Here is a 16,394-nt window from a genome sequence, read left to right as displayed (position 1 = left end):
GCGTGCGGCTTGCGGTTGTCGAAGATGATGATGGCGTTGGCGATGCCTTGGTTGAGGCGCTCAACGCCCGCGGCTACCGAGCCGAGCGCAAACGCCGAGGCAGCGATCTGCTGCTCGACCATCGCGGCTATGACGCCGTCATCCTGGATCTGGGCCTGCCCGACGCGGATGGCTTGCAGATCCTGCGCCAACTGCGCGCGGTGAGCTCGGTCCCGGTCCTGGTGCTGACCGCGCGCAGCGACGAGCGCTCCATCGTCCGGGGCCTGCGCGGCGGCGCGGACGACTATCTGGTGAAGCCACCCCGCATCGCCGAACTCATGGCCCGGCTGGAAACCGTTCTCCGGCGTGCGGCTGTGGCTACCCAGCCCACCCCGCCGGTGGTGGTCACCGGAGACGTGCGCGTCGACCTGTCGACTCGCGTCGTCGAGGTGGCCGGAAAGCCGATCTCCTTGACGCCCAAGGAATTCGAACTCGTGGAAGCCCTGGTCGAGCGTCCCGGCTCCGCGGTCAGCCGGCAGCAGCTCATGGACCGGATCTGGGGTGACGCCTTCGTGGCCGTCTCCCGCTCCCTCGACGTCCATATGACCGCGTTGCGCGCCAAGCTGGACCGCCCCGGCCTGATCACCACCATCCGCGGTTACGGCTACCGGTGGGGCGAATGATCCCGGGAAGTTCTGGAAGGGAAGTGCGGTGCGGCGCAGGCTTCTCTTCGCGCTGACGGTTTTCGCGGCGATCGCGGTGCTCGCCTTCGCGGTGCCGCTGTCGCTGACCTATGCGACGAGCCGGACGCAGGAGCTGGTGCTCGGGCGCAACGGTGACGCGGACCGCTTCGCGACGATCGCCGATGCCGCGGTGGCCGACGGTGATCCGCGGGCGCTGATCGAGGAGATCGTGCGGTACCACGAGCTGTATGGCGAGAATGTGCTGGTCGTCGACGCGCGCGGTGCGACGACGGTGAACGCCGGCGTGGACATCACCGATCCGGTGATCGCCGCCGCGGTCGCCGGTGCCCGCCGGAACCTACGTCCGCGTCCGGTGGAACGGCTGACCCCGTGGGGCGAGTCCACGATGCTGGTGGCGCGGCCGGTCGGGACGGGCGTCCAGGTCAACGGTGCCGTGGTGATCGAGGCGTCGACGGACCGGGCGCGCAGCGATATCGCCAAGGCGTGGGCGGTGATCGGCGCGGGCGGGGTCGTCGCCATGGCGGTGTTCACCATGCTCGCGCTGACGCTCAGCCGTTGGGTGCTGCGACCGCTGGCGGCGCTCTCCGACGCGGTGGCCACCCTGACCGCGACGCTGCCGAAGCCACGCACCGGGGCCGCCGCCCCGGTCTCGATCGCCCGCCACTACGGCGGTCCGCCCGAAATGCGGGCTGTCGCCGAATCTTTCGACGCCATGGCCCTGGCGGTCGCCGACTCCGTCGACGCGCAACGGCAATTGGTTGCCGATACCGCGCACGCTATGCGTAATCCGTTGGCGGCTCTGGCTATTCGATTGGACTCGCTGGAACTCGACATCCCCGACACCGCCGCGCCGATCTTCCGTCGCGCCAGCGCCGAGGTCGACCGGTTGACCGCGCTGCTCGACGGACTGCTCACCCTCGCTGTCGCGGAAACTCCCACGGCTTTCGACCTCTCCGTGCACGACCCCGAAAACCACTGCGACGCAAGACAAGTCGTGGCCGACCGGATCGACGCCTGGCATACCGCTTTCGAAGCGGCAGGCATGGAACTGCGTGCCGAGACGATTCACCACGAGGTTCCGGCGGAGCCCGCCGACCGCTTCGTCCACGCCGACAGCGTCCGCGTCGGTTCGGAGTCGGTGCTGGCCCGCGGCCATGCCGGGGGACTGAGTGTGCGCGGCGACCGCAGCCCGGAAGCGCGCGACGACGAGGCACCCCAAATGGGGAACGTCGACCTCGAGACTGCTCCCGACCGGGACGGACCCTCGACCGGCACCGCCCGCACCACCCCGCTGGCCGAGGTCGCCCTCCCCGCCGACATCCTCGCCCAGATCCTCGATGTCCCGCTCAGCAATTCCTGCCGCTACGCGGGCTCCGGCGCGCAGACCACCGTCACCGTCGCCACCGAACCCGGCTGGGTCATCATCACCGTCCGCGACAACGGCACCGGCGTCCCGCGCGAGGAAATCGACAAACTCACCACCCGCTTCTTCCGCGGCTCCTCCGCCTCGGCCGGCGGTTCCGGACTCGGCCTCCCCATCGCCGCCGCCCTGGCCCAATCCCGCGGCGGCACCCTCACCGTCGAACCCGCCCGCCCCAGCGGTCTCGCGATCATCCTCCGCCTGCCCTCGGTGGTGCCCGCATGAACGACCTCGGCTTTCGCTTCGATCAACTGTCACTCGCCGCGCGTTCGGGAGTGTTGATGTGATGGATCGGCGTGGATTTCTGGGACTGGCCGCTGCCGGGTTGGTGGCCGGGGTGGCCGGGTGCGGAGTGAATTCCGGGGTGGGGACCGTGCGGCTCGGGTCGGGGGAGCCCGGTGGGTTCTATAACGCGTTCGCGCGGTTGCTGGCTGAGGTGGCGGACCAGGCGGGGACGGTTCGGATCGATCCGATCGACACCTATGGGTCGCGGACGAATTTGACGATGCTGGTGCGCGGGGAGGTGGATGCCGCTCTCGCACTGGTGGATTCGATCGAGGGCGGCGAGCAGGTGCTGGCGCTGGGGCGGGTGTACGAGAACTATTTGCAGTTGGCGGTGCGGGCGGACAGTCCGATTCGGCGGGTGGCCGATCTGCGGGGTACCCGGGTGAATCTGGGGGCGGTGGGGTCGGGCGCCGCGCTGACCGGCGAGCGGCTGCTGTGGGCGGCCGGGTTCGAGCCGGGCGTGGATGTCACTGTCGAGCATCGTGGGCTGCGGAATGCGGTGGCGGCCTTGGATTCCGGCGGCGTGGACGCGCTGTTGTGGGCCGGCGGGGTGCCGACGGGCGCGCTGGCCGTGCCGCGGCTGCGACTGCTGGATCTCGATGAGCTGGCGGCACCGCTGCGTTCCCGCTTCGGGCATGTCTACGACCGCGTACAGATTCCCGCCGACGCCTACCCGGGCGGCTCCGCGGTGCACACGATCGGTGTCGCCAACCTGCTACTCGCCGCGCCGACCCTGCCGGACGCGGCCGCGGCCGCGATCGTCGACCTGTTGCTCACGCGCGCCGACGCGCTGGTGCCCGCCGAAGCCGCAGGCACGCAGTTCCTGGACGCCCGTTCCCTGACCGGCACCGGGTCGATCGCCCTGCACCCCGGCGCTGCCGAGGTGTACCGCCGACATCACGGCTGACCGCGAGCTGTCAGGAGCGGACGAGGCGGGCGATGGCGTCGGTGGCTTCCTTGATCTTCGCTTCGGCTTCGGGGCCGCCGGCGACGGCGGCGTCGACCACGCAGTGGCTGATGTGGTCTTCGAGCAAGCCCATGGCGACGGCTTGCAGCGCCTTCGTCATCGCGGAGACCTGGGTGAGGATGTCGATGCAGTATTTCTCTTCTTCGACCATGCGCTGCAGGCCGCGGGCCTGGCCCTCGATCCGGCGCAGCCGCTTGAGGTAGTCGTCCTTGGCGGTGATGTAACCGTGGGCGGAGTGGTCGTGTCCGCCGGTTTCCGGGGTGCTTGTCACCGGTGTTCTCCTCGTCCTAGCAGTGGCCGGGTTGAATCTTCGCAGACGCGGGGCGCTCCGGTCGTGTCGTGATACCCCCCTAGGGTACAGGGGAAGCTGGGACTTGTCAGGTGCGCGCCGGTGCGTCCAGTGCGTCGGTGAGGCCGTGCGGGTCCAGGTCCGCGCCGCGACCCCGCTGCGCCAGCGCGATCCCGCCGATCACCACCACGCTGCCGGCCAGTTGGATCGGCGCAACCGCCTCGCCGAGCAGCAGCCACGACAGCACCACCGCGAACATGACCTCGCAGAGCAGGATCAACGACATGAGCGTGGACCCGATTCGCGCCGCACCCGCCACGCCACACAGGTAGGCGATCACCGTGCTGATCAGAATCAGCAAGGTCAGCGACAGCGGCGCCGGAATCCGATGCTCGGCCAGCGTGACGGTCCCGGCCCCGATGTGCACCGGAAGCACCTGCGCGACAGCGAGAATCCAGCTGGTCGCGGCCGCCACGGTAAGCCCCGTCGCGAGCAGTACCACCGGCCGCACCTCGGCCGTCACACGCTCGGACAACAGGAACAGCGCCGCGTTGCACACCATCGACAACCCGGCCCAGCCCAGACCGGGCAGACTCAGCGCGCCCGCGTCGAACACATTGATGACCAGCGCCGCACCGCCGATCGCGAGGACCGCGCCCACCATCGTCGCGGCGCTCGGCCGCTGCCCGCGCACCAACCAGTTCCATCCGATCACCGCGATCGGCGCCAGGAATTGGATCATCAGCGAAACGCCAACCTGCAAATACTCCAGCGACAGGAAGAACGTCGCCTGCACACCGGTGATCGCGACCACGCCGAACGCGATGATCGCCCGGGTGTGCCGCACACTCGCGCGCAGTCCGGCCGGATCCCACCACGCGGCCAGCACCAGCAGCACCGCCGCGGCCCCGGTCAATCGAATCGCCAGCACCGCGCCCGGCGACCAGTCCGCCCCCAGCACCGACTTCGCGAACGACCCCGAACTGGCGAACGCCAGCCCACTCGCCACCGTCAGCCACACACCAGCCCGCGCCCGCGTCACAACCCACCTCATCCCGAACCAAGTCATCCCATCTTTGCGCAGCGGTGGACGCAGGAGTCGGCCGGGTCGACGGCCCCCCGCTGTGCGTCCCGCACCGTGGAACGAGAGAATTCCATGCATGAGTTCGCATCCCCGGCCTGCCCTCGCTGTCATCGGCGGCAGTGGTTTCTATGACTTCTTCGACAACGACGCCACCCATGTCGAGATCGACACTCCGTATGGCAAGCCGAGCGCGCCTGTCGCCATCGGCGAGGTCGAGGGCCGCGCGGTGGCGTTCATTCCGCGCCACGGCAAGCAGCACGAGTTCGCGCCGCACACGCTGCCGTACCAGGCCAATATGTGGGCGCTGCGCACGCTCGGCGTGCGGCGGATCTTCGCGCCGTGCGCGGTGGGCAGCCTGCGCGCCGACTGGGGGCCGGGCACGGTGGCGGTGCCGGATCAGCTGGTCGACCGGACCTCGGGCCGCCCGCAGACCTTCTTCGACGGTGGAGGCGTGCACGTCTCCTTCGCCGACCCGTACTGCGACGAACTGCGCACCGCCGCAATCAAATCCGAATCCCCGTCGCTTGCGGTCCAGCCGTCCGGCACCATGGTCGTGGTGCAGGGCCCGCGCTTCTCCACGCGCGCGGAGAGCCGTTGGTTCGCCGGTCAGGGCTGGGATCTGGTCAATATGACCGGCCACCCCGAAGCGGTCCTCGCCCGCGAACTCGAAATGTGCTACGCCGCAGTCGCTTTGGTCACCGATCTGGATGCGGGACTGGAAGAGGGCGACGGGGTGCACGCCGTCGACGTCTTCGCCGAATTCAAGCGCAATCTCGAGCCGTTCAAGGAACTGATCCGCGGTGCGGTCGCCGGGGTCGACGGCACCGACACCTGCGACCGCTGCCGCGTCCACGCGGGTGTTTCACTGCCGTTCGAGCTCCCGTAAACCGTTGGCGCGGCTGGACATCGGGGTGGCCGGTCGCCTGTCCGGCGTTACGCCGGAGTGTCGCCCCGGTGCGATCTACCATGATGCGGTGAGCTAGCCGGAAGCCCTCCGGCGCCGGGACGCGGGTGGACATGATGAAGGTACTGGTAACCGGGGCCGCCGGTTTCCTCGGATCGTATGTGTACCAGGCGTTGTCCGAAGCGGGTCACGAGGTCACCGGCATCGACCTGCTGACCGAGGCCGTGCACGGTGCCGGTGCGGTGCCGCCGGAGGGCGTCGCGCGCGTCGACGTGCGCGACGTGGCGGCGCTCGTGCCGGTGCTGCGCGGGGTCGATGTCGTCTGCCATTTCGCCGCGCAGACTGTAAACGACTGCGACCCAAGCGATTACGCCATTCACAATGACCAGGGCACGGTGGCGTTGCTGACGGCGATGGCGGAGTCGAAGACTCGCCGGCTGGTGCTGGCGTCCTCGACCGGTGTCTACGGTGAAGGCCGGTACCGGACGGTGCGCGGCGGCCCGTTCTTCCCCGGCCTGCGCCTGCGCGCCGACCTGGATCGTGGCCTGTTCGATCACCGTGCTCCGCGCACCGGCGAGATCCTGACGTGGGAGCCGGTCGGCGAGGACGCGCCACCGCGGCCCCGCGGTTTCTACCCGGCGAGCAAGGCGGCCCAGGAGAACTACGCGTTCGCCTGGGGATTGTCCACGGGCGCCGCGGTCACCGTCCTGCGATTCCATTCGGTATACGGGGAAGGCGCACACACGGGTCTACCCGCGCGATTCCGCGCCGCTCTCGCCGCCGGCTCCGTACCGCACGTCTTCGAAGACGGCGGCCAGGTGCGCGATTTCGTGCACATCACCGACGCCGTGTCCGCCACCCTGGCCGCCGTGGAACGCGCCCTCCCCGGCTTCGTCCCCCTGAACATCGCCTCCGGCAACCCCGTCACGATCTGGGAAGTGGCATCCATCATGGCCAAGGCGCAGGGTGGCCCGGAGCCGATCGTCACCGGCCAGTACCGCCTCCCGGACGTACGCCACTTCGTCGCCGCCCCCGTCCGCGCGCACCATGCGCTGGGCTTCACCGCCACCATCCCGCCTCGCGTCGGACTCGCCGAATATGCCGCCGCTCAGCCGCTTTCGGTGGTGGAGACCACTCGTCCGGTCGGCAGCGAGCCGTGATTCGGCGGTGCTGTCCGCCTCGGCCGTAGCAGCGCCCAGCGGGCATGTCCCGGCCATCGGGCGTGCTGCGGGTTAGGCTCCCCGGGTGGACAACCCGTTGCGGCTCGAGGTGATCGTCGCCAGTACGCGACCGGAGCGTTTCGCTCCCGTGGTCGCCGACTGGTTCGTGCGTGCGGCGCGATCGCGGCCGGAATTCGACACCGGCACAATCGATCTCATCGACGCCGGCCTGCCCGGCAACCTGACCGTCACCCCCGAGGTCGACGCCTTCCGCGCTCGCCTGGCCGCCGCCGACGCGTTCGTCGCGGTGACCTCCGAATACAACCACGGCTACCCGGCCTCCCTCAAAACCGCCTTCGACAGCGCGAAACGCGAATGGCGCGCCAAGCCGATCGGATTCGTCTCCTACGGCGGCCTTTCCGGCGGCCTGCGGGCAGTCGAACAACTCCGTCAGGTCGTCGCCGAACTCCACATGGTCTCGGCCCGTGAAACCGTCAGCTTCCACCAGGCGAAGAAACAATTCGACCAGGAAGGCCGGACTCACGACGGCGCCGCGATCGACGCCGCCGAACGTCTACTCACCCAACTGGCCTGGTGGGCAACCACTCTCCGGTCAGCCCGCAGCGCATCTCCGTACCCCGGCTGACCGTCTCAGCTGAACGGCGGTTGCACGTCGGCGATCTCGTAGAGCATCACATGGTTGCCCTCGAAGGGGATACCGGTGTCCGGTGCGTGCGCGATGGCGCGCCATGCGTCCAGATGTGCCCGCGATTCCCAGCGCTCGAAGTTGTACACGCGCGCCGGATCCACCGGATCGGCGGTGATGGCGACGTCGAGACAACCGGCGGCGGCCCGTGCGCGACGGACCAGATCGGCAAAGGCGGTGACGTATTCCTCGCGGCGTTCGGCTGGCACTGTCACGTATCCGGCAATTATCAGCATGAAGATAGGACTCGACTGAGCCGGTGAATTCATCGCCCGGGTCCCCAGGAAGCGAAATCAGCACACCGCAACCCGTCCGACACACGGCCTTCGCTCGTTGAAACTGAAAACCGGGACAGTGGACGAGGTCAGTGCCCCGGACCGGCGCCCTGCATCTGGCGCTGGCGGCCGCGCGGATGGCCGATGTAGGTGGCTTCGCGGGGAATCGAGACCAGTGTCAGGTCGACCTGCGCGGTGCCCGTCCGCAGGATGACGTGGTTGCCGATGGCGCCGGGCTGGTGGATCGACAGGTCGGGGCGGGTGGCGGGCCAGCCCATCGGGTCGCCGGTGACATAGATCGTCGTGACACCGGCGTGCGGGGCGGGTGCGAGCACGCCGTCGACCACCGTGGCGGTGAATCCCGCGTCGGACTGGTGGGTTTCGACGGCGATGGTGAGTCGTTCCGGGTTTCCGACGGTCTGCACCAGCTGTTCCCAGGCGTGCGCGCGGTCGGTGCGGATCAGGATGCGCTCACCGACGGCCAGCGCACGGAACACCAGCTGCTGCGCCAGGTACAGTTCGCCCGCCACGTAGACGGTCGAAATGCCTTGTCCGATAATGCGAACCGCCACGCCCTGGTTCTCTTCGTCGGAACCGATCAGCTGGCCGCAGCCCGAGGACGGCAGATGCAGCGCGCCGATCACATCGATCGGGTACTCGGTCATCGGGACGGTGTCGTCGACGCCGGGCGCGGCCAGCGGCATGTGTGCGAGCAGTCCGTCGCGGTGCCGTCCGGCCATCGAGATCATGCCCTTGAGCTTCGAGCGTTCCGGCAGTTCCCGGGCGGTCAAACGCCAAGCGGCGCCGATGCTTACGGTCTCCGCGGAGCTACCCGGGCGCAGCCGCACCGCGACGGTCGTGCCGCGCGAGGGCGCGACCCACAGCTGGGCCAGCAGATCCGAGCCGAGGCGCTTGGGGTCGACGGCCGCGCCGATGTTCACGGCGTTCCCGATCTCGGCGTAGCGCCAGCGGTGGGTCAGGTTGCGTGGATCGAAGCCCGCGGTGATCTGCAGAACGGCCTTGCGGATTTCCGGAGCGGTGAGGATGCGGGCGTTGCAGTCGGCGTCTTCCAGTGTGCGCATAATCCGTTGCGTCGCAATGGTTACCGCGCGTGAGGCGCCCTCGGTGCCACCGCCGCGCCGGGCCGCGGCCTCGGGGCAGTTGATCGCGTCGAAGCTGATCGCCAGCCACACGGCGCGGTGCGCGGTGGCGGGCAGGGGGCCGAGCAGGGATTCGTAGATCTTGCCGGCCGGGGTGCCGGCCCGGCTGCGGTGGCCGTGGCTGATGATGTCGATGCCGCTCAGCAGAATGTCGTGCTGGTTCAGGCACTTCGCCAGTTCGGGCAGCGGCAGCAGGTGCGAGGCGTGCACCGTGGAGGACGAGATCCGAGTCAACCCGCCACGCGGCGGCAGCACCTCGACGACGGTGACGACGCGGCTGCCGTCCCAATACAGGCCGAGGGAACGGTCGTCGGGCCCGCGGAAGTCGACGGTGTCGCCGATCTGGTAATCGGTCTTGGTGAGGTAGCGCCACCAGGTGGCGATCCAGTCGAGCATGGTGCGCTTGGCGATCGGGATCAGCGGAATCAGTGCCGACACAACGGCAATGCCCAGTGCGATCCACTTGTCGAGTCCGAACAGCAGCGCGACCAGACCCACTATCAGGGCGATGACCTGGGCGACGAGGAGGTTCTGTAACGAGATCCGGCCGAAAAGTGGGCGCGGCCCGGCCCCGGTGGCTGTATTCGATTCAATAGATGCAGCCATCATCGTCCCCCAAGTACCCGGTATCGGCCGTCATCTACTGGCCGAGCTGAACAAGACTCCCCGGAAACTGTACTGTGTTGCCCGAACGTGAGCACTGTTCGGGGGAGGAAAGATGCCTTCAAAACCCACTACGCGCTGGCAGGTGAGCGGTTACCGCTTCCTGGTGCGGCGGATGGAGCACGCCTTGGTGCGCCGGGACGTGCGCATGCTGCACGATCCGATGCGTTCCCAGTCGCGCGCCTACGGCGTCGGCCTGGTGCTGGGCATTGTCGTGCTGGCCGGTTGCGGCATTCTGGCGCTGCTCCGCCCGCAGGACAAAATCGGCAGCAACACCTTGCTGATCGGCAAGGAATCCGGCGGTGTCTACGTGGTCATCGACAATGTCGTGCACCCGGCGTTGAACCTCGCTTCGGCCCGGCTGGCCTCCGGTGAATCGGGCAAGGCCGCCACCGTAAAAGAATCCGAACTCGGCAAGAAGCCGCGCGGCCAGTTGATCGGGATTCCCGGCGCGCCCGCCACACTGCGTTTCGACAAGGACGGGAAGGGCCGCACCTGGTCCGTCTGTGATGTCCGTACCGGCGCCGGCAGCACCGACCTGACCACCACCGTCGTCGCCGGAAATCCGGAACTGGGCGCGAAGGCCTCGGTGCTGCCCGCGGGTAAGGCGCTGCTGGTGAAGGCCAAGGACAAGACCTACCTGGTCTACGACAGCAAGCGCGCCGAGGTCGACATGAACGAACGCGCCGTCACCGACGCGCTCGGCATCACCGGCGAGAAGGTGCAGAAGGTCAGCGAAGGCCTGCTGAACGCGATCCCCGAGGTGCTGCCGCTGAAGGCGCCGAAGTTCGAGAACCGCGGTGGCTCAGTGAGTTACACGATCAACAATCACCGCATCGGTGACGTGGTCCAGGTGCCCACGGAGAACGACAAGTACTACGTGGTGCTGGCCGACGGACTGCAGCAGGTATCGAAGCTGACCGCCGACATCATCCGGAACTCCAATCCGCAGATCTCCGAGGACACCCGCATCAGCCAGGCCGAGCGCACGGCCGCGGATGTCTCGCGGGCGCTGCAGGTCGAGGACTATCCGGCCGTCGCGCCGGAGTTGGTGCCGCAGGACGACCAGCTGGTCAGCTGCATGTCCTGGAAGCCCATCCCGGAAGCCGCCGACAACAAGGACGGCAAGCGCGCCGACCTCAATATCCTCACCGGCGTGAAGTTGCCGATCCCGGACAACGCCAAGACCGTCCCGCTGGCGCAGGCCGACGGCTCCGGCGCCAACGCCGACTCCGTCTATATCCCGCCGGCCACCGGCGCTTTCGTCCAGACCACCGGCATCGAACCAGACAGCCGGCGCAAGGACAGCATGTTCTACATCGCCGACACCGGCGTCCGCTTCGGCATCAAGAACGCCGACGCGCAGAAAGCCCTCGGCATGGATACCGATTCCGGCGTGAAGCCCGAACCGGCGCCCTGGCCGATCGTCGGATTGCTCGCCAACGGACCGACTTTGGGCCGCGAGGAAGCGATGGTCGCCCACGACGGCGTCGCGGCCGATCCCAACCCGGCGCAGCAGACCGTCGGCAAAGCCAGCGGCTGATTGTATGAGGGTGCCCGGCTTGGGTTTCCTCCTCCGCCGGGTCGATGAATCGGCGCGTGCCGCCAGAAAAGCTTCGTCAGTCCCGCGGTGCGACGCGGATCCGGTTTCCGTCGGGATCGGCTGCGAGGAACGTGCGGCCGAAGCCCGCGTCGTGGGGTTTTTTCAGGATCGTGATGCCCTTGGATTGCCACTGGTTGAAGATGGCGTCGAGTTGGTCGGCGCCACCGTCGATGGCGAGACAGACCTCGCTGGTTCGTGGGACGTCGGGGGCGAGATTCTCGAACTGCCCTGACCACAAGGCCAGGTCAGCACCGGGGCCGAGGTCGAAGGTGATGTATCCCGGAGTCTCGAACGACGGGCTCATACCGAGCAGGTCACCATAGAAGCGGGCAGCGGCAGGAGCATCGTTCACATAGACGATGGTCACGACGGATGCGGTCATGATTGTTCCCTTTCAGGTCGTGGGCAACGCATCCACCAGCCTGGACAGAATATGCGCCACATCCTGTCGTATTTGCTGAGAAACTTCCAAGGGTGACCCCGGACCGGTTCTTCTCTCTGATGCTGCTCCTGGGAACTCGGGATGCCGTGACCACCTCCGACCTGGCCGCAGCACTGGGGGTATCGCTTCGGACCATCACTCGGGACCTCAACTGGCTGCGGGAGGCCGGCTTCCCGGTGTCCGCACAACGTGGCCGACTGGGAGGCGTGACCGTTCTCCCCAGCACGGGACTCGACCTCACCCGCCTCACCCCGGGCGAACGCGACCACTTGTCGCTCACGGGACTGGATGCGAAGCAGCGCGAAGACCTCGATGCCTCGATCGAGAGCCGGCGCGCGCTCGCCAAGATCACCAACGTTCGGCGGCCCCGCACCGAGGATCTTCTCCCGCTCGCCGAGGTCGTACACGTGGACAGCCGCCCTTGGCTCCAGCAACGACCCGACGGGACGGCTCCGGCCGCGCTGATCGGTCCGCTGCGGCGCGGTCGACGGCTCCGGATCGAGTACGACAGTTCTCGCCGACGCAGGCGACTCGACCTGGTCGTGGACCCCTACGGGCTGCTGGCCAAGGCAGGTATCTGGTATCTGATCGCCGACTGCGAGCGGGTGCCGCGGATGTATCGCCTCGAACGCATCACGGCATGGTCGGAAACCGATCGTGCACGACAGACCCGGCCGGACCAGACCCTGGCCGGCGTCGCGGCGGCGCTCACCGAGCAGTGGGCGCACGACCACGTCATCGAAGTCACCGTTACTTTCGATCGGACACAGCTCGAACGAGCGAAGTGGATCTTCGGTCAACGACTTCGACAGGACGGCCACGAAGTCACAATCGAATTCCTGCAGCTGGAGGATGTGCGAGCGCTGCTGCCGTTCGGAAAGTCGGTCACCGTCCACGGCCCGCCCGAGGCCAAGGCTCACTTACACGACCTCGCCAACGACCTCGCCGACCATTACCGGCCGTCATGAACGTCCCGCCCCGCAACAACTAATTGTCCAGCGCTCTGGTGCGTTTCGCGACGCACCAGAGCGTGATGAGCGGGCAGAGCATGAGCAGTTCGCTGGTCGCGATGCTCGACGGCGGGCTGTAGACCAGCCAATCATCCGGCAGCAGCGTAAGAACCAGCACGACCGTCTGCCCGAGCAAGACGAGCACACAGGCCGAAGCGACCAGGAAACGGCCGCTCGGATAGTGCGGAGCCATCAGAACCGCACCGAGCAGCAACAACGCCGCCACAAATCCGAACGAGACCATCGCGATAAACAGCATCTGCTGCGAGCCGAGCTCGACCCCGCCCAGCTGAATATAAGTCCCCTCCCGAAACTTCGGCTGCGTGGATCGGTCCCAGGCGCTCAGCGATTCGAAAGCCCAGACGATCGCCCCGAGCACCGCCAGCGCCACAGCCGCCGCCTGCCGACTCGGCAAATACCCCCGCTCCCCGTCAGCCGCTCGCACACCACTCATGCCAAACCCCGCTCGCTCTGCGCCCACCTCGAACATGGGCCCGCGTAGATCGTCGCACCTCAGAGGTACCGCGTCCCCGCAAAGGAGTCTGTGACTTCACACATGTGCTCACGTCGGCATGCCGGTCGCCGAGGCGTCCGGGTCGAACGAGTTGCGAAGTAGCCCGCTGCTCGATGGAGAATTGCTCGATCAGGCAGGAAAACGGCTACGCGGGTGAAGGTTTCGCGTATCGGATCAGGCGTCGTCGGAGCGGACGCCGAACCTGCGCCTGATGGGGAACGACGCCAGGTAGCCCAGAATCAAGGCCCCGCCGATGACCCCTGTTCCGATCAACGCCACATTCCGGGCAGTGTTGTCCGGTGGGGTCGGTGCCTTCGGTACCGCGAGTTGTTGACTCTTGGCGGGGGTGGGGCGCTTGGGCGGGAGTTCGCCGGTGACCTCGTCGGTGAGTGCCGCGATCGGATCAACCGCGCCGTAGCCGACGTAAGGGTTCCAACCTTCGGCGGGAGCGTGCGCAGTAGCTTGAATCCGTTTCATCACTTCACGTGCGGTCAGCTCCGGGAAGCGGGCCCGCACTAACGCGACCACTCCGGAGACGATCGGTGCGGCGAAACTGGTCCCGGTGATCGGCATCTGCTCACCACGCTCATTGAGTTTGCCGGTGGCGGTCCCCCATTGCCCCTTGTCATCCTGAATCGGATTGAGCGAGGTCATGTTCTCGCCCGGGGCGGCCACGCTCAGCCAGGGACCGGGCACAGTGAACGACGAAGCCGCGCCGTTGGAATCGATGGAGCCGACCGAGAGAACATAGTCGTCCCATCGGGCAGGTGCGACCTTCAGCGGGCTATTGCTGTCCGACCATGGGTCGGAGGTGGGGTCGAGCGGATTGATCACCTTGTTTACCGGAGATTTGCAAGCGCCATCGCTATTACCTGCGGCCGCTACCACGACCACGTTACGGTTCACGGCGTACTCCACCGCCGCGCCGACGACGCCGTCAGCGGAACTGCTTGTCCCACACCAAGTCTCGGAAATGTTGATGACTGTCGCGCCATTGTCGACCGCTCGAACAATCGCGGAGGCCATGGTGCCCACACTGCCGTAACCTTCGGGCATCTCATCGGGGCCCTTGTCCCTCGACGCGCCTTCCTTCTGGTACTTGGTGGATGTCTGACGGATCGTCATGATCCGCGCTTCCGGCGCCACACCCGCGAAGCCTTGGCCCTCGACCTGGGAGGCGGCGATCAGGCCCGCCACGAAAGTTCCGTGCGCATCGCAATCCTCGGTTCCATCACCGGGGTTCGCGACATAGTCGCCCTCGGCCATGAGCCCAGGCAGCCTGGGATGCCGCACGACACCGGTGTCGATGACCGCCACGATCTGCCCTGCGCCTTTGGAGAACTTCCAAGCGCGCTCGAGGTCCAGTGCACGTTGCGCGGTGGGGATCGAGGCGCCGTCACCGGCCTTCACGGTGCTGTTGCAGGTACCGGAGGACGGTCGCTCAGTTTTGTGCGGCGGTACCGCTGGATCACCGGGTGGCAGCAGGGTCGCATCGACGATGGGCCGGTCCGCCTGCGCCACACCAACATTCGCCCCGATACCGAACGACGCGCTCAACCCCAGCGTGGCCGCGAGCGCGGCGACCCGTAGTGGACGCTTCACAGCCCGCGCACGAGGGAGTAGAGCGACGCCACCCAGAAAACCAGGGGCAGCACGGCGGCCACGAAGGCGTATTCGAGCAGCTCTACGCCGCGGCGCATGGGCGGGGTGGCTTCCTGGTTGGGGATGATGATGCCGAGGATCAGCGCGACCACCAGGATCAGCATGGCCGCGCCGAAGATGGCCAGCGGCATCTCCATTTCCAGGCCGGCGCCGGTCAGCATGATCAGCACGATGGACGCGCCGCCGACGATGAGCACCACGGCCTGCTCCGCGCCCGCGTAGGTGCGGCTGCGGAACATCAGCACCGCCGCGCACACCAGCGCGAGCGAGATGCCGGGCCAGTAGGCGCCTTTCGAGCCCGGGTCGGTGCCGGCGAGCGCGCCGACGACGGTGACCAGCGTGGTCGCGGTGACCAGGCCGCCGAGGTACATGCGGGCGCGTTCGGACTTCTGGCGCAGCGCCTCCATCGTGGGCAGCGCGCGGTGGTCGTCCGGGTCGTCCTCGGTCGGGTCGATCGGGGTGCCGGGGGAGGGCACGGGCGGCAGCGGCAACTTCGAAAGCAGCATCGAAATGCGCGGTGACAGCGACAATCCCATGAGGCCGAGGGCCGCGCCGACCGCGCCGATGGCCTTCGTCGACTGATCGGTGAGCAGACCCACGAGTGCGGCCGGAACGGCGTAGACCGCGAGCGTCGCCGCGCCGATGAACAGCGCCAGCCCGACACCGGTGACGCGCCAGGCGAGGACCGCCGTCGCGCCCAGCAGCACGGAGCCGAGCAGCAGATGCGCCCAGCCGTAGTGATCGGGGACATAGAGCATGCCCGCCGTGAACGCCGCGGGCAGCGCGCAACCGCCCAGGACCAGCGAGGTGGAAGTGTCGCCGTACATCCGGCTGAGCACCATGCCGGCTACGACGAACAGAATCGCCACACCCAGTGCGATGGATCCGCTGACCCATTCCGGCATCGAGCCCGGTGACATGAGCAGACCGAGGCAGCCCACAATCATCGTGAGCGCCGCCAGCACCGAACCGGTGATCCGCGCGGTCTTCGGCGTCCAGCTGCGGTAGTGGTCGGCGTCGGCGATCGCGACGTTGTACATGATGTCGTCGAACAGCGGCACCGGCGCGGTGTGCGAGGCCGACTCGAGCATGAGCAGCTCGCCGTCGCGGACACCGTGCTCGCCGAGGGACAGCGAGTTGGAGAACGGGGGATGCCCGATGCGGGCCAGCACCCATTCGGCGGGCTCGAAACGCTCGCCCTCGTTGTCGAAGTCGTTGGAACGGCTGTGCTGGGCAACCATATCGACGACGCTGGGGATCACGAGGGCGACCGGCACGTCAACCGGGATAGCCATATCCACCTGGGTGTGCTTCGCCAGGATGGTGACCCGAGCCAAGTCCGGCGCACGGACGATGCCGCGCGAGGAATCTTCTTCGATGTGGTCAAGTCGCGCGTGCGTCAAGCTTCCCCCAAATCGTGCGGTGCCTATTTGCGGCGTTCACTGTGCCCTACGTGGTTCGCAAGCTACCGTCTCCGGGCCCTCGGTTCACGCCGCAGCCTCTGCTTTTTCGCAGGCCCGCGCGCAGCGGGCGAGCTTGCGAACCCATCATCCGGGCAGCAGAATGC

The 16,394-nt window shown here is 67.7% G+C and carries 16 protein-coding genes; 8 read left to right on the top strand and 8 right to left on the bottom strand.

Annotated elements, in window-relative coordinates:
* The first annotated feature begins 2 nt into the window (after positions 1–2).
* The 3 genes from BJ987_RS01410 to BJ987_RS01400 all read left to right on the top strand — a co-directional run bounded on the left by BJ987_RS01410 (position 3) and on the right by BJ987_RS01400 (position 3,295).
* Positions 3–662 (top strand): response regulator transcription factor, encoded by a 660-nt coding sequence (locus tag BJ987_RS01410; protein ID WP_209883939.1) that lies wholly within the window; start codon positions 3–5, stop codon positions 660–662.
* 28 nt (positions 663–690) lie between these two features.
* Positions 691–2,328 carry a sensor histidine kinase gene (locus tag BJ987_RS01405; RefSeq protein WP_209883938.1) on the top strand — a complete coding sequence of 546 codons (1,638 nt, stop codon included), beginning with the start codon at positions 691–693 and terminating at the stop codon, positions 2,326–2,328.
* 61 nt (positions 2,329–2,389) lie between these two features.
* Positions 2,390–3,295 (top strand): TAXI family TRAP transporter solute-binding subunit, encoded by a 906-nt coding sequence (locus tag BJ987_RS01400; RefSeq protein ID WP_245365762.1) that lies wholly within the window; start codon positions 2,390–2,392, stop codon positions 3,293–3,295.
* 10 nt (positions 3,296–3,305) lie between these two features.
* On the opposite strand, the gene BJ987_RS01395 is transcribed toward BJ987_RS01400, so the two are convergent.
* Both BJ987_RS01395 and BJ987_RS01390 read right to left on the bottom strand, forming a co-directional pair.
* Entirely contained in the window at positions 3,306–3,626 is a 321-nt protein-coding gene (locus BJ987_RS01395) for a metal-sensitive transcriptional regulator (protein ID WP_209883933.1), read from the bottom strand.
* A 106-nt stretch (positions 3,627–3,732) separates the two neighbouring features.
* Positions 3,733–4,686, bottom strand: coding sequence for an EamA family transporter (locus BJ987_RS01390; RefSeq protein ID WP_209883931.1), 954 nt, complete (start codon positions 4,684–4,686; stop codon positions 3,733–3,735).
* A gap of 118 nt (positions 4,687–4,804) precedes the next feature.
* On the opposite strand from BJ987_RS01390, the gene BJ987_RS01385 reads away from it, so the two are divergent.
* From BJ987_RS01385 to BJ987_RS01375, 3 genes are all read left to right on the top strand, one after another.
* On the top strand, positions 4,805–5,614 hold the full coding sequence (locus BJ987_RS01385) for an S-methyl-5'-thioadenosine phosphorylase (RefSeq protein WP_209883929.1): 810 nt from the start codon (positions 4,805–4,807) through the stop codon (positions 5,612–5,614).
* Positions 5,615–5,748: 134 nt separating this feature from the next.
* Complete coding sequence (locus BJ987_RS01380) at positions 5,749–6,792, top strand: NAD-dependent epimerase/dehydratase family protein (protein WP_209883927.1); 1,044 nt, start codon at positions 5,749–5,751, stop codon at positions 6,790–6,792.
* 85 nt (positions 6,793–6,877) lie between these two features.
* Positions 6,878–7,438 (top strand): NADPH-dependent FMN reductase, encoded by a 561-nt coding sequence (locus BJ987_RS01375; RefSeq protein WP_209883925.1) that lies wholly within the window; start codon positions 6,878–6,880, stop codon positions 7,436–7,438.
* A 5-nt stretch (positions 7,439–7,443) separates the two neighbouring features.
* Here BJ987_RS01375 and BJ987_RS01370 read toward each other — a convergent pair whose 3' ends face one another.
* Positions 7,444–7,734: a putative quinol monooxygenase gene (locus BJ987_RS01370; protein ID WP_209883923.1), complete on the bottom strand. Its 291-nt coding sequence runs from the start codon at positions 7,732–7,734 to the stop codon at positions 7,444–7,446.
* 128 nt (positions 7,735–7,862) lie between these two features.
* Entirely contained in the window at positions 7,863–9,539 is a 1,677-nt protein-coding gene (gene eccE / locus BJ987_RS01365; protein WP_209883922.1) for a type VII secretion protein EccE, read from the bottom strand.
* Positions 9,540–9,651: 112 nt separating this feature from the next.
* On the opposite strand from eccE, the gene eccB reads away from it, so the two are divergent.
* Positions 9,652–11,139: a type VII secretion protein EccB gene (gene eccB, locus BJ987_RS01360; protein ID WP_209883920.1), complete on the top strand. Its 1,488-nt coding sequence runs from the start codon at positions 9,652–9,654 to the stop codon at positions 11,137–11,139.
* A 76-nt stretch (positions 11,140–11,215) separates the two neighbouring features.
* Here eccB and BJ987_RS01355 read toward each other — a convergent pair whose 3' ends face one another.
* Positions 11,216–11,581, bottom strand: coding sequence for a VOC family protein (locus BJ987_RS01355; RefSeq protein ID WP_209883918.1), 366 nt, complete (start codon positions 11,579–11,581; stop codon positions 11,216–11,218).
* A gap of 92 nt (positions 11,582–11,673) precedes the next feature.
* On the opposite strand from BJ987_RS01355, the gene BJ987_RS01350 reads away from it, so the two are divergent.
* The gene (locus BJ987_RS01350) at positions 11,674–12,609 is read left to right on the top strand and encodes a helix-turn-helix transcriptional regulator (protein WP_209883916.1); all 936 of its coding nucleotides are present in this window, start codon (positions 11,674–11,676) and stop codon (positions 12,607–12,609) included.
* Between the two features lie 19 nt (positions 12,610–12,628).
* Here BJ987_RS01350 and BJ987_RS01345 read toward each other — a convergent pair whose 3' ends face one another.
* The 3 genes from BJ987_RS01345 to eccD all read right to left on the bottom strand — a co-directional run bounded on the left by BJ987_RS01345 (position 12,629) and on the right by eccD (position 16,230).
* Complete coding sequence (locus BJ987_RS01345; RefSeq protein WP_209883914.1) at positions 12,629–13,141, bottom strand: hypothetical protein; 513 nt, start codon at positions 13,139–13,141, stop codon at positions 12,629–12,631.
* 198 nt (positions 13,142–13,339) lie between these two features.
* Positions 13,340–14,686: a type VII secretion-associated serine protease mycosin gene (gene mycP / locus BJ987_RS01340; RefSeq protein ID WP_307869874.1), complete on the bottom strand. Its 1,347-nt coding sequence runs from the start codon at positions 14,684–14,686 to the stop codon at positions 13,340–13,342.
* A 77-nt stretch (positions 14,687–14,763) separates the two neighbouring features.
* Positions 14,764–16,230 carry a type VII secretion integral membrane protein EccD gene (gene eccD / locus BJ987_RS01335; protein WP_209883912.1) on the bottom strand — a complete coding sequence of 489 codons (1,467 nt, stop codon included), beginning with the start codon at positions 16,228–16,230 and terminating at the stop codon, positions 14,764–14,766.
* Positions 16,231–16,394 lie beyond the last annotated feature (164 nt).

It is taken from the genome of Nocardia goodfellowii (genome assembly GCF_017875645.1).
Taxonomy (GTDB): domain Bacteria; phylum Actinomycetota; class Actinomycetes; order Mycobacteriales; family Mycobacteriaceae; genus Nocardia; species Nocardia goodfellowii.
The sequence above is the reverse complement of the archived record's forward strand: the minus strand, read 5'-3'. Positions and strand labels throughout refer to the sequence as shown.

What these genes read in the sequence shown, in the direction of transcription:
- BJ987_RS01400 (WP_245365762.1), top strand. Translation starts at nt 2,390, where the DNA reads ATGGATCGGCGTGGATTTCTGGGACTGGCCGCTGCCGGGTTGGTGGCC.
- BJ987_RS01385 (WP_209883929.1), top strand. Translation starts at nt 4,805, where the DNA reads ATGAGTTCGCATCCCCGGCCTGCCCTCGCTGTCATCGGCGGCAGTGGT.
- BJ987_RS01380 (WP_209883927.1), top strand. Translation starts at nt 5,749, where the DNA reads ATGAAGGTACTGGTAACCGGGGCCGCCGGTTTCCTCGGATCGTATGTG.
- BJ987_RS01370 (WP_209883923.1), bottom strand. Translation starts at nt 7,734, where the DNA reads ATGCTGATAATTGCCGGATACGTGACAGTGCCAGCCGAACGCCGCGAG.
- eccE (WP_209883922.1), bottom strand. Translation starts at nt 9,539, where the DNA reads ATGGCTGCATCTATTGAATCGAATACAGCCACCGGGGCCGGGCCGCGC.
- eccB (WP_209883920.1), top strand. Translation starts at nt 9,652, where the DNA reads ATGCCTTCAAAACCCACTACGCGCTGGCAGGTGAGCGGTTACCGCTTC.
- BJ987_RS01355 (WP_209883918.1), bottom strand. Translation starts at nt 11,581, where the DNA reads ATGACCGCATCCGTCGTGACCATCGTCTATGTGAACGATGCTCCTGCC.
- BJ987_RS01345 (WP_209883914.1), bottom strand. Translation starts at nt 13,141, where the DNA reads ATGTTCGAGGTGGGCGCAGAGCGAGCGGGGTTTGGCATGAGTGGTGTG.